This is a genomic window from Paenibacillus glucanolyticus, from assembly GCF_037333485.1.
In the GTDB taxonomy this organism is placed as follows: domain Bacteria; phylum Bacillota; class Bacilli; order Paenibacillales; family Paenibacillaceae; genus Paenibacillus_AQ; species Paenibacillus_AQ glucanolyticus.
Map to the genome: position 1 here is coordinate 6,420,384 of NZ_CP147845.1, position 13,396 is coordinate 6,433,779.

Consider the following 13,396-nt stretch of genomic DNA (forward strand, 5'->3'; position numbering starts at 1 on the left):
ACTAGCGTTTCAACCGATAAACCCTCGCTTCATACGGCTTCAGCGGCAGTGTGCGGACGCTCTTCTCCTTGCCGACCTCCATGTTGGAAATCAACAGCTCGAATTCACGGTACTTGATATCCTTCGACAGATTGAATACCGTTTCATCTGCCGTCAGGTTCGTGATGATCAGCAATTGCTCGTCTTCCAGCGTTCGGGTGTACGCATAAATCCGCTTATGATTCTTCAACAGAAGCTCATAGGAGCCGTATACCAATGCAGGATGCGCCTTGCGAATTTCAATCATTTTTTTATAGTAGTGATAGATGGAATTCGGATCTTTCCGTGCCTTCTCGACATGGATCTCCTTGTAATTCGGATTTACCTTCAGCCACGGGGTGCCGCTCGTGAATCCTGCCTGCTCCCCGTCACTCCACTGCATCGGTGTTCGGGAATTATCCCGTCCATTCTTCCAGATGATCCTCATGATCTCGTCATGACTCTTGCCGTTCTCGGATTCGATGCGGTACAGATTCTTGATTGCCACATCATTGTAGTCCTCAATGGATTCAAACTGCACGTTTGTCATTCCGATTTCCTGGCCTTGATAGATAAACGGAGTCCCCTGCATGAAGAAATACATCGTAGCCAGCGACTTGGCGGATGCATCCCAATACGCACCGTCATTGCCCCATGTAGATACCGACCGCGGCTGGTCATGATTCTCCATGAAGAGAGCGTTCCAGCCTACGCCTTCAAGGCCTTTTTGCCAGCGGGTCAGGGTTTTCTTAAGCGCATAAATGTCTGCGCCCCCGGTAACACTCTTGCTCCAAAGTCCCATGTGCTCAAATTGAAAAATCATGTTAAATTTGCCGCTGGACTCTCCTACCCACAGGTCCGCATCCTGAACGCTGACGCCGTTCGCTTCGCCCACCGTCATAATGTCATACCGATCAAACGTTTCTTGCTTCAGCTCGTTCAGGAACATATGAATGCCTTCCCGGTTCATATGTCCGTCCATGGAAGGCACATATCTCAGCTTGTATTTATTTGGCATATCGGGGAATCCCGGTACCTTCTTGATGTGGGAGATCGCATCAATCCGGAAGCCATCGATACCTTTATCCAGCCACCAGTTGATCATATCGTACAGTTCTCGGCGCACGTTCGGATTTTCCCAATTCAGGTCCGGCTGTTTGCGGGAGAAAATGTGCATGTAGTACTGTTCCGTCGGTTCATCATATTCCCACACGGAACCACCGAAGATGCTCTCCCAGTTGTTCGGCTCCTCGCCGTTCTTGGCATCCGTCCATATATAATAATCACGCTTGGGATTGCTCTTGCTCGAACGCGATTCGATAAACCATGGATGCTCATCGGAGGTATGGTTGATCACCAGGTCCATGATCAGTTTCATGCCCCGATTATGAACCTCTTGGAGCAGCTGATCAAAATCCTGAATCGTTCCAAACTCCTCCATGATGTCCTGATAATCGGAAATGTCGTAACCGTTATCGTCGTTCGGCGATTTGTATATCGGGCAAATCCAGATGACATCGATGCCGAGCTCCTTCAAGTAATCCAGCTTCGATATAATACCTTGCAAATCTCCGATGCCATCGCCATTGCTGTCCATAAAACTTCGAGGGTAGATCTGATACGCTACGGCCTCTTTCCACCAAATTCTCTCTGTCATTCGTGCACTCCTCGTATGTTGTCCTTGTTTGTTATCGTTTTGCTCTATATGGACTCTAAAAATACATCCTTCATCATTATCCATTGTCTGCGTTCCCCGTCAAGTCCCCATATGAGGTTCCATCTATGGTGTAGAAACTCTGAAATTGGAAATTCGTGAGAATTTCCTGGAAAACAACTAATTATCGTATGTAGCTGTTCAGGCTAGGACCGCTTCGCCTGCTGAATCCGTGCATGATTGAGGTTAAGTTAACAAGGCTATTTCGTGTCCATTCGGACACAGGTTCCGTTATTTGCTCAAAACCACTCTATTTGCGAGTCCACTCGGACTCAGGTTCCGTTATTTGCTCAAAACCACTCTATTTGCGAGTCCACTCGGACTCAGGTTCCGTTATTTGCTCAAATCACGGATAAATACCCCGAAAATTGTGAAATAACGGATCTCTTGTCCTCATATCGTTACAAATCAGCAAAAAACAACAAAATAGCGGAACCACGGTCCTCTAAAAGCGGCCAATCCATACTTGATCGTAAATGATACCCGTGCTCCCTTGATGAAGCCCTGTTTTTCCCCAAGGTCTTGGCGCAAGATGCATTAACACCTAGGGTCTCGTAGAAAGTACATAACCCATAAGGCATTGTACAGAGCACATACACCCTAAGTCATACAGAGCACATAAACCCTAAGGTCCTCATAAAGGGCACATTAGCTCTTAGGGCGATCGTACAGAGCACATCCAACTGCTAGAGTCATTGCAGAGTACATAAATCCTAAGGTCATCGTACAGAGTACAAACCCCCAAGGGTCATCCTACAAAGTTACAAAGTACATAAATCCCCCAAGTCATCGCACGGAACACAAAATACCCTAAAGTCATCATACTAAGCACATAATCCCTAGACTCGCCGTACGAAGCACACACTCAACGGATTCAGCACCCGCTCCCCCAACTCCATCTGCCTCAACCTTCCTTCAAGATTTAAGGAGGCGGAACTCTTCCGCCCTCCTCAGAAGGACAACCCCTCCAGCCTGCGGGTCTCCTCCTCAATCCGGCTTGTATCGATACGTTCAAACAAGAGCTCCACGTGATGGAGGGGCTCGCCAGCCGGAACATTGCACCAATTCCACGCTGCTGGCTTCAACGAGAGAAAGCCTCTTATTTTGTCACAGGAAAACGGGATAAACGGCTGCAGAAGATTCGTCAGGTTAGCGATGATCTGAACACAGGTGAAGAGGGTATCCCCGCAAGCTTCGCGATCCTCCTTGACCTGAATCCATGGCTTGCGCTCATCAAAATATTTGTTCGCATGACGTACCGTACTAAAAATTAATTCCAGCGTCTCCTTCAATCGCCCCTCTTCGATGAGCGTTCCGGCCTCCCGGTACAATGACTCCATACGTCTCTGCCACTCTTCAGTTATGCGCCCTTCGGGTACCTTCCCGTCAAACGATTTGTTCACAAACACCAAAGTTCGATTCACGAGATTCCCAAAAGCTCCAAGCAGCTCGCCATTATGGCTATGAATGAACTCCCGCCAGGAAAAATCGGTATCCCGCTTCTCGGGACCGTTCGCAATGAGGAAGTAGCGGATCGAATCCGGCTGATAGCGACTTAGCAAATCCGGTACCCAGATCGCCCAGTTCCGACTGGTCGAGAACTTCTTCCCTTCCAGCGTCATGTACTCACAGGAAATGATCCGATCCGGCACATGCAGTCCTCCGGCACCCTTAAGCAGCGCTGGCCAGATCAATGTGTGAAACGGGATATTGTCTTTCCCATGAACATAATAAGCTGTTATATCCTCCCTCTCTTTCAGCCAAAAGGACTCCCAATCGCCGCCCGTTTCCGCGGCCCACTGCTTGCTGGCGGATAGATAGCCGCTTACCGCCTCAATCCATACATAGATTTTCTTATCCTCGAAGCCAGGGACGGGTACATCCACTCCCCAAGTGAGATCCCTCGTCGCCGCCCGGTCCACAAGCCCTTCCTCCAGATATCTTCGAGTCAGCTGGATCGCATTCTCCCGCCAGCCCTTGGCGTTATTCAGGTCATCGGTGAGCTCTGCTTGAAAATGCGACAGCGAAACATAATAATGCTCGGTTGGCCGTTCTACTGGCGGGTTGCCGCAGATTTTGCAGGCTCTGTTACTCAGATCCGACGGATCCAGTAGGGTTGAACAGACGTCGCACTGGTCACCGCGAGCCCTGCTGCCGCATACCGGACAGTCTCCTTCCACATAACGGTCCGGCAGAAACCGCCGATCGGTCTCGCAATACGTCTGCTGGATCGTTTTCCGATACAGATGGCCGTTATCCAGCAGCTTCAGAAACAGCTCCTGAACCACGCCATGATGAAATTCCTGATCGGTTCGCGTATACAAATCGTAGGAAAAACCCAGCTGTTCGAAGCATTTCGCAAACTCTCCATGATACCGATCCGCAATATCCCGAGGCGTTACCCCCTCTTGAATCGCCTGCACCGCCACCGGCGTACCATGGCAATCGCTGCCGGACACATACAACACCTGCTCTCCCTTCGCGCGGAAATAACGTGCTAACACGTCGCCGGGCAGTAAGCTTGCGAGCCTCCCCAAATGTAAGGAACCGTTGGCATAAGGCCAGGCACCGCCGATAAAAATGTTTGTCATATCGTTCATCCTCCTTTTTATGGACAACAAAAAAAGCCCTCATCCCAAAGGGACGAGAGCTTGTCGCTCACGTGGTACCACCCAATTTCATTCATGCCTCGCGGCACTCACCTCTTCGGGTACGGCGCGAATCATCGCGGGTATACCCTAGCATGTTAACGGATGCGGGTTCCGGCACAGCCTACAACCCGCTTACGGGTTTCGGTGCACAGCTCAGAGACCATGTTCCCAAGGTTCTTTCCTTACCCCTTTTCACCAACCGGGGCTCTCTGTTCAAAGACGTCGCCAAGGTACTCTTTCTCTTCATTGCTTTTGCTTGATTTATTCAAGTTATTGGAGATAATACCCGATCCTAACTCAAGAAGTCAAGAGGAAGGAGGCGAAGCCTTTCTTACTTTCGTTCTGCCGTCCCGCAACGCCCCCACTTTCTTGCCCAGCATGATATTCAATTTCTTGCGGGCTCTGCTCATGCGATTCCGTACATTGACAGGCTCAATCTGAAGGACTTCCGCTATTTCCAAGGTGTTGAATTTCTCATAGTAATACAAATACATCGGCTGTCTCAAGGTTTCAGGCAATGCAAGCACAGCGGACAGCAGAGCATCGCCTGGATCCTCACTACCAATAGCCAATTCCGGAGGTGTCTGCATGGTGCATTCGCTTAAACGATCCCTAGAAAGAAAGTCCATCGATATCAGCTCCATTTCGTCATAGGTCGATCCATTCTTCCTTATCACCCCTTTAAGGTTGAACTCAGGCCCGCTTACTGATCGGTCGAAATGGCCTTACATGGCGTAGTTCAGGAGTTGATTGGCCGGTCTTTGAGGACCGTGGTTCCGCTATTTTGCTGTTTTCTGTTGGTTTGTAACATTATGAGGACAAGAGATCCGTTATTTCAGGATTTTCGATAATTAATCCTCGATTCTGGCACATTAACGGAACCTGTGTCCGAGTGGACAGGAAAATAGAGTGGTTTTTAGCGAATAACGGAACCTGTGTCCGAGTGGACGAAAGTGGACCGCAGTGTCAGGAATAAAGCACCCCATGTCGGGTTATCGAGATCAAGCTTCGGACTTGCCTGTATTTCCAAGCCTCTCCAGCCTCCTGATCCCGCTCCATCAGCTGCAGCCGTATGAGGTAATCCACAACAAATCAATTGTTCATCCCCACCTCTCTCCTTTCCCTGCCCATAAGTTCATATTTTTTTGAACTAATTAATTTAGTTCAATTATATACGAACCAATAATAAGTTCAATATTTATTTTTCCCAGGTTGTGGTATCCTAAAAACGGATAGATGAGCCCTTGAAGGAGAATGACCATGACCTTAATCAGAATTGACTATTCGCCTGTTCACGAGCTGGTAACCAGCTTGTTCGCATATACAGACAATAGAAATCAACTGCACGATCTCGGCAATAAATGGAGGAAGGAAATTGAGAAGAAGCTGCCTGCATCTTTTAAGAAGAAGCTGGAAGAGCTGAACCTGTACGAAACCATTGCTTATCTGCATCTGATTATTGTCGACAGCCCGGAAAAAGACAACGTCGAGCGGTTTCTCAGCTGGTTCAAAAGCTTAGGCGAAGGTCAGTTGTATGAGCTCTTGGCGCCTTATCTTGAGGATGGAATACCCATGGGGCTTAAAACGTTCCGTGATCTTAGCCATGAGGTCATGTTAGAGTGGCAACAGGCCTATACCATCCCGCCTGAGATTCATGAATTACTGGGGCGCTCCGCCGCACGTATGGAACAATTGAAGCCACAACTTTCATACATCGATCTGATTGATGAAGCAACGAGCGGCATTGTGCTGGATTCCTCAGACGAATACAACGGCCTGCTTCTCATCCCCACCTATCACATCAAGCCGCTGAACCGGCTGGACTTTGTGAGCAATCAACTCATCGTTAGCTATGCTGTAGACGATGAGCAGATTGACGAGGATACACCAACCAATCAGCTGCTGCGCATGACCAAGGGATTGGCTGACGAGAAGAGGCTGACGCTGCTGCACATTTTGGCTAACGGACCGGTCACATTTACCGAATTGCAGCAGAAGACCAAGCTCTCCAAGAGCAATCTCCACTATCACCTGTCCCTGCTCAAAACCGCGGGGCTCTTGCGAATGCATTTCAAAATGCCAAACGAAAAATATAAATACAGCGCAAGACCCGAGTCATTCAATCAACTGAAGGGTTTACTGGAGTCTTATGTGTTCGGACTTACAGGCTACAATGATCGGTGAGGAGGAATAATGGGTGTTTATCATCTTTGTAGGTGCGGTCCTCGGCGTCATGCAAACGTTATTGAACTTCATTATCGTTGACAAAGAAGAAAGCAAGTTCAAAAAAATGTACGATACCGCCGGAGCCTCATATTATTTCCGCGGAAGCGTGATCTTCTTCATCGTGATTATCGGAATTGCAATCATCAGCTTCTTGGACATAATCACGGCGGCAGCTATTCAGCGGATGTTTCTCGTCTCCCTGATTATTGCTCTGGCCCTTCGCGCGTATATGGAATGGAAGTACCTCCGCAATACGAACCAGCATAAAGCCACGCTGATCCTATTAGGCACCCTGCTTCTTTTTTCTGTATTTTTCTTTTTGTTAAAATAAGTTCATGCTCATCACAAAAAAGCCTGGAACACAAGGTTCCAGGCTCCAGGCTGCCGAGGACATCCCGGCGGCTGTTTTTATAGTTCCGTACGAATATGGAGCCGACCGCTAATCTCGACTCTGTTCGTTCACTAGCTGTTCGCCAGCATGACAGTCAGAGCGCTCTTGGCCGGCATCTCCAGCTGCAATGCCTCTTCCCCGCGCAGCTGGATCGCCACGCTCTCTGGTGCCTCGCTGTCGTTGAACAATACGGCTGCGATTGAACCATCCGTATTCTTGAAGGCAACAGAGCGGATCAGATCATTGCTGGTGGAAGCAACACGCAGCGCTTTCGGACGGACACATTTGCTGAAATGTGCCAGCGCATAATAGTCCAGCGTATACGTTAGCTCCTTTGTCTGCTGATTAACGGTCACGATGCCGCGGCAGGTGCTTTTGCCAAAGCCAGGTACGGTAGGACCATTCTTCTCGTCCAAGGCCATATTCCACAGCACATAGGACTTACTATGATTGCGCAGAATCTCAATACCCGTCCGCATTACATTGGAGAAGGCCTGCTCAAACGGCGGAATCCACTCCCCGCCCGACCCTTCCGTAAAATGCACCTCTTTGCCGGGGAAAGCTTCGAATACGTCCGATTGGGCCGATGGCTTGCCGCCATACCAGTGCCAGGCAACACCATCCACTGCATCTTCCGCTTGCTCGAACACCGTCATCGGGTAATCCGGCTGATCCCAGTTATGATCATAACAGAGGATTTTTGTGTTGATCCGGTTCTTCACGAATTGCGGCTTCAAGTGATTCTTGATGAATTCGCTTTGCGCTTCAGGCAGCATGATCATGCCCGGATAGTGCCCGGGTGAATACAGCGCCTCATTTTGGGGGGTAACGGCATAAATCAGGAGACCGTGTGAAGCATATCCCTGAATATAGCGCACAAAATAATCAGCATACACCGAATAATATTCCGGCTTCAGCTCTCCGCCAATCATCGAGCCGCTCGTCTTCATCCAGCCTGGGGGACTCCAAGGCGAGCCCATCAGCTTCACATCGGGATTCAATCGCAGCGCTTCCTGCAGCAGTGGAATCATATCATCCTCATCGTGTGCGATGGAGAACTGCTTCAGTTCCTCATCGGATTGACCTTCCGGCAGATCATTATAACTATAGAAATCCCGAGCGTAATCAGACGCGCCCATCGGTTGCCGCAGTACCGACAGACCGATCCCTTCGTTGGCATCGAACAATTGTGTCATGAGCTCCGAACGCTGCTCGGTCTCCAGCACTTGATGAATCAGATAAGCAGCGGAATCCGTAAAGGACGCTCCAAAGCCATCCATCTCCTGAAACGTCTGCTCCTCATCGATAACAATTGTGTGCTGCTGTGCCTCCGGGGATACGGGCGCCAGCTGATCCTTGGTTTTCTTAACGAATAATTGCTCTTCACCGTTTGACTGGTAGATTGTGATGTTCGACATGTTGTTTCCCTCCAGTGTTCTGTTTATATTTCCTATCCCATGGCTTTACTCTGAACCGCTGACATAGAGAAAGCCCCTTCCTATCAAGAAAGGAGCTCTCCCAGCAAGAGATTTACTTATTTCAGCCCCAGCTTTTCTTTGTTCGCTTTCATCTTCTCGTTACGGACTTCGGTGATTTTATCCCAGTTGTTATCGTCCAGGAACTTTTTGTATTCGTTCAAAAGGCTATCGAATGCTGCATCATCCTTCGAACGGATCATACTGACGAGAGTTGAGTTCCATTTCGTATTGATGGCCGTCAGGGAGCGTGCTTCCGGTGTTCCTTGGTCCGGGTTGATATTCTCCAAAATAAAGTGCGGTACGAGCTTCCCTTTGCCCCATTCCTGCATCTGCTTGATGGCATCCGGGAATGCATCCCCGCTCAGCGCTTTGTGGCGGTCATGACCGAAGAACATGAATTCGCCCATACGGTAGTCCTTCTTGAACGTATCCGAATTGTTCATCTGAAGATCCTTCACCTCAGGAAGGAACTCTACTGTTCCATCTGCATTCACCTGATAGGTCTCGCCTTCAATCCCATAGTTCATCAGCATTTGTCCTTCTTCGCTTAACAAATACGTGAAGAGCTGAATGGATTTGGCAGGATCTGCATTCTCTTTGGTAATAAAGCTGATCATCCAGCCGGTGATACCGGATTGGTTCAGGGTCGGCGCATGTCCGACCGTGCTTTGCGGTCCGTCAATCGCGATGTACTCACTGCCTTTGTTGTTGCTGTAGAAGCTCTGCAGGTTACCACCCTGCTGCGGCGTGCCGTCCAGCATCATCGTTGCGTATTTGCCTGCTTTGACCTTCTCTTCAAAAGCTGTTCCGTCATCGGCAAAGCTGTCATCGCTGATCGCTCCGTCACGATATACGGTATTGAATGCCTTCACCCAAGTCAGATAGTCTTCATCCAGGTTACGGTTATAGAAACCGCCGTTCTCGTCTTCGAGCGGCACGCCGATGAAATCCTGCAGCACGTCGCCAAGCGAGCCGGTGCCTTCACCGATGGAGTTAAAGCCCAGTGGAATCAGAGCAGGGAACTGCTTCTTGATGTCCGCGAGAGCAGCCCGGAATTCTTCCGGCGTTCCCATAGCCGGCTTCCCTATAGCCTCATATACGTCTTTGCGGATGATAAATGCCGTTTTGGCAGGAATGTTACCGCTGTCATAATCCTCCTGCGTATTGGAATAGTTCGGATATCCGTACGTTTTGCCGTCCTTCAACTGGAACCAGTTGATCGTATCCTGTGCTGCTACTTTATTGAAATAAGGATCATATTTCTCGGCAAGATCATTTAACGGCAGCGCCCATGTGGCCGCCTTTTGCACAACCGGGGAGTTGGAGTCAAACGTTGTGATCAGATCCGGCATTTCTCCGCCTGCAAAAAACGTATTTAATTTGGTGTCGTCACCCGTAATGAATTTGATGTTGATGTTCAGATCTTCCTTGATTTTTTTAGTTACAACGTCCTTGCCAAAGTCCGTGTTCCACCAGTCTGCATTCACGTACCAAGTGAGCTCGGTTGTCTCCTCTTTTTTATCCAGCTGCCAAGCCGGGGTCTCTGCGTCCGGTGTATAACGATCCTCGATTGAAACCCAGTTTTCCTTCTTGGAGCCGGAATTGCCGCCAGATCCGCCGCATCCGCTAACAACCAATACAACAGCCATCAATGCGGTGATCAGCGTGAGTCCCTTCTTGCCCAAAGCTTTGTTCTTCAACATCCTGTAACCCTCCCTTTAAATAAAAGCGCTTTCTTGTTAGACCCTAACCTGTCCAGGTGTGCTTCTGTTCCACTCCCCTAAGAGCAGCAGCTTTACTCTTTAACTGCCCCCAGCATCATGCCGGAGATAAAATATCTCTGTAATATTGGATACATCACAACAATTGGCAGCGTTGTCACGACAATTGTTGCTAGTTGGACCCCTTTGGTGGTCGTCTGGATCGCAACCGAACCGATATTTTGCATCGATTGGGTCTGGGACTGCACAATAATCTCATACAGCATCATCTGTAATGGATATAGCGACTGATCCGTGATGTACAATTTGGTGGTCATGAAATCATTCCACTGTCCGACCCCGTTAAACAACGCAATGGTCGCCATAGCTGGCATGGAGAGAGGAATGAAGATGCTCAGGAAAATTCTCCAGTCACCCCCGCCGTCGATCTTCGCCGATTCCTCCAGCGAATCCGGTACGTTGCGGAAGAAGTTCATCAGAATGATAACATCGTAAAAACTCAACAGAGCTGGAATGATATAAACCCAGAAGCTGTTTAGCAGCCCCAAATCCTTCATCAACAAGTACGTCGGAATCATGCCGCCCGAGAAAAACATGGTGACGACACCCATCGACACGTAGAATTTACGGCCGCGGACGTATTTTTTGCTCAAGCCATAACCCACCATGGCACAGAAGAACACGTGCGTGATGACCCCGATTACGGTTTTGGCAACCGAGATGAAAAAGGCATTCCATATGCTGGCATCCCGGAACACGGCCTGATAATTCTCAAGAGAGAATTCCGTAGGCCAGAAGATGAACCCGCCCTCGGCCAGCGACCTGCCCGAGCTGAAGGATGAAACAACCACGTTCCACAGCGGAACGACAATGATGATGGTAAACGTAACCAGTAAAATGATATTGATCGTATCAAAGATCTTGCTGTCGAGATCCCCTTTTGCTGCTTTCAAATTCACCGTATTACCTCCTTCTGCATGACCTATAGAACGGATTGATTATCATTCAATTTACTGGTCACCTTATTAGCCGTAACGAGCAGAATGACAGATATGATGGATACACCCAAACCAACGGCGGTGGCATAAGAGAAATCGCCTTGTGTCATACCCATCCGGTATACGTACGAGTTAATGACTTCGGCCTTTTCCCGGTTCTGCGAATTCATGAGTACCAGGGTTTGATCCAGATTCGATCCCAATAAACCGCTTACAGTAAGGATTAAATTCAAGCTGATGATCATCTTCATGTTCGGCAGGGTGATGTTCCAGATTTGTCTTAGCCGACTGGCCCCATCAATCTTGGCAGCCTCGTAATAGGTAGGATCAATCTTGGCCATGATCGCCAAGTACAGAATCGTTCCCCACCCGGCTTCCTTCCATATATCCGATAACGTTGCGATCCACCAATACTTACTCGGGTCGAGCAGAATATTTTGCGGCTGCGAGATTAACCCGAGACTCAGCAAAATTTCGTTGAATAGTCCGGATGTCGAGAACCAGGTAATGAGCATGCCGCCCAATACGATCCAGGACAAGAAGTGAGGCAGATAGGAGATCGTTTGGACGAATTTCTTGAATCGCCCCATGCCCACCTCGTAAATCATAATGGCCAGAATAATCGGAATGACAAAACCGATCGCCAGCTTCAGGAAGCTGATGCCCAGCGTATTGACCACGGAGTCCCAAAAATACTTATCCGATAAAATAATTTTGAAATTATCGAAGCCAACCCATGGAGCAGAATCCAGCGTATCGATCACGGTGTAATTTTTAAAAGCAATTGTCAAACCGTAAATCGGAATGTAGCAAAAAATAAACATAAAAATAACGCCGGGAATAATCATCGACTGAAGCTCCCATTGCCGCCTGAAATCAATGAAGAATTCCTTGATCCTCTGCCCCATCGGCTTCTTCCCGGTTGGCTGAACCGTACCCGTGCCAGTTGACTGAACTGCAGCTGTTTTGCTCACCTGCTTAGCCTCCTTTGATCATAAAATCGATAAGATAAATCAGCGCTAATAAAAACGTTTTTATTTTTGGCGAAAAAATCACCATGACATGATGATCATTTTAAAAAAACAGATACAAAAAATTCCGTTTCTTCACTTAAACCGATTCGTTCCGATTCATCTTCACGTGACTGGAACCGCGAACGACCAGTTCCCCCGGCAGTTTCTGAATCTTGCCCTTCTCTTTCTTCTGAATCATGCGAACCAGATGATCCACGACCAGAATGCCTTGTCTGGCAATCTGATTGCGTACGGTCGAGAGAGGCGGGGTAAAATACTGCGCGATATCGATATCATCAAAGCCCACAACGCTGATATCCTGCGGAACCTCGTAACCAAGGGACTTCAGCGCCTTGATGCAGCCAATGGCACTCACGTCGTTACCGGCAAGGAAAGCATCCGGCACTTTGCCGGGATGGAGATGAAGAAGCGACTTTACAGCAGAATAGGAGCCTTCCTCCTCAAAATAACCTTGCAGTATGTAGTCGCCATCGATCGGGAACTGGCACTCTCGCAGTGCAGCCAAATATCCCTCTTTCCGCTGAACGCTGTCAAACATCGTATCCACGCCGGATATATACGCAATTTTCTTATGACCCAGGCTGATCAGGTATTTGGTTGCCTCATAACCGGCTACGTAAGAGTCGAATATGATGCTGCCCATCGTCTCGTTCTGAACCTCACGGTCCAGGAATACAGCCTTAATCTTGTCTTTCTCCATGGCGGCGATGTCTTTATCGTCGATCTTCAGCTCTTCAAAGATAATGACGCCATCCACTCGGCCGCCCATTATATTGCTCATAATGACCTGCTTATCCTTGGTAACAAACACGTTCAATCCATAACCCAGACGGTCACATTCACGTGACATCGACTCAACCAGTGTGTAGAAGTAAGGCCCTGACACGCTTGTTGTAAAGAAGCCCAGCATATTGGTCTTCCCCGACTTCAACAGCTTCCCGTTCAGGTTCGGTACATAGTTTAGTCGCTCCGCCACCTTCAGCACATGTGATTTGGTCTCCGGGTTCAATACATCTACATCATTCAAAGCATTTGAAACCGTTGAAATAGAGACTCCGGCTTCTCTTGCCACATCCTTAATCGTTACCTTACCCATATAACTATTCTTCCTTTGCAATAAAAACGTTTTTATGTACATAAGTTACCATACAAGCGCTTACAATTC

At 48.5% G+C, this 13,396-nt stretch carries 10 protein-coding genes and 1 other annotated feature; of the genes, 2 read left to right on the top strand and 8 right to left on the bottom strand.

Annotation, left to right across the window (positions count from 1 at the left end; translation table 11 throughout):
• Position 1 precedes the first annotated feature (1 nt).
• From WDY75_RS29470 to WDY75_RS29480, 3 genes are all read right to left on the bottom strand, one after another.
• Positions 2–1,675 carry a glycoside hydrolase family 13 protein gene (locus WDY75_RS29470; RefSeq protein ID WP_063478291.1) on the bottom strand — a complete coding sequence of 558 codons (1,674 nt, stop codon included), beginning with the start codon at positions 1,673–1,675 and terminating at the stop codon, positions 2–4.
• Positions 1,676–2,682: 1,007 nt separating this feature from the next.
• On the bottom strand, positions 2,683–4,323 hold the full coding sequence (gene metG, locus WDY75_RS29475; protein ID WP_063478290.1) for a methionine--tRNA ligase: 1,641 nt from the start codon (positions 4,321–4,323) through the stop codon (positions 2,683–2,685).
• 45 nt (positions 4,324–4,368) lie between these two features.
• Positions 4,369–4,639, bottom strand: a binding site (T-box leader).
• A gap of 49 nt (positions 4,640–4,688) precedes the next feature.
• Entirely contained in the window at positions 4,689–5,012 is a 324-nt protein-coding gene (locus WDY75_RS29480; RefSeq protein WP_338841552.1) for a sigma factor-like helix-turn-helix DNA-binding protein, read from the bottom strand.
• 631 nt (positions 5,013–5,643) lie between these two features.
• Here WDY75_RS29480 and WDY75_RS29485 point away from each other — a divergent pair.
• Both WDY75_RS29485 and WDY75_RS29490 read left to right on the top strand, forming a co-directional pair.
• Positions 5,644–6,567, top strand: a complete 924-nt coding sequence (locus WDY75_RS29485; RefSeq protein ID WP_063478288.1) for an ArsR/SmtB family transcription factor — start codon at positions 5,644–5,646, stop codon at positions 6,565–6,567.
• Between the two features lie 13 nt (positions 6,568–6,580).
• Positions 6,581–6,940 (top strand): DUF4181 domain-containing protein, encoded by a 360-nt coding sequence (locus tag WDY75_RS29490; protein ID WP_006207605.1) that lies wholly within the window; start codon positions 6,581–6,583, stop codon positions 6,938–6,940.
• A gap of 131 nt (positions 6,941–7,071) precedes the next feature.
• Here the strand turns inward: WDY75_RS29490 and WDY75_RS29495 are convergent, their stop codons facing one another.
• The 5 genes from WDY75_RS29495 to WDY75_RS29515 all read right to left on the bottom strand — a co-directional run bounded on the left by WDY75_RS29495 (position 7,072) and on the right by WDY75_RS29515 (position 13,327).
• The gene (locus WDY75_RS29495) at positions 7,072–8,418 is read right to left on the bottom strand and encodes a glycoside hydrolase family 30 protein (RefSeq protein ID WP_063478287.1); all 1,347 of its coding nucleotides are present in this window, start codon (positions 8,416–8,418) and stop codon (positions 7,072–7,074) included.
• A 116-nt stretch (positions 8,419–8,534) separates the two neighbouring features.
• Positions 8,535–10,181, bottom strand: a complete 1,647-nt coding sequence (locus WDY75_RS29500) for a hypothetical protein (RefSeq protein WP_063478286.1) — start codon at positions 10,179–10,181, stop codon at positions 8,535–8,537.
• 92 nt (positions 10,182–10,273) lie between these two features.
• Complete coding sequence (locus tag WDY75_RS29505) at positions 10,274–11,158, bottom strand: carbohydrate ABC transporter permease (RefSeq protein WP_063478285.1); 885 nt, start codon at positions 11,156–11,158, stop codon at positions 10,274–10,276.
• A 23-nt stretch (positions 11,159–11,181) separates the two neighbouring features.
• The gene (locus WDY75_RS29510; RefSeq protein WP_006207601.1) at positions 11,182–12,171 is read right to left on the bottom strand and encodes an ABC transporter permease; all 990 of its coding nucleotides are present in this window, start codon (positions 12,169–12,171) and stop codon (positions 11,182–11,184) included.
• Positions 12,172–12,307: 136 nt separating this feature from the next.
• A complete protein-coding gene (locus WDY75_RS29515; RefSeq protein ID WP_006207600.1) occupies positions 12,308–13,327 on the bottom strand; it encodes a LacI family DNA-binding transcriptional regulator in 1,020 nt (339 codons plus the stop codon).
• Positions 13,328–13,396: the final 69 nt, after the last annotated feature.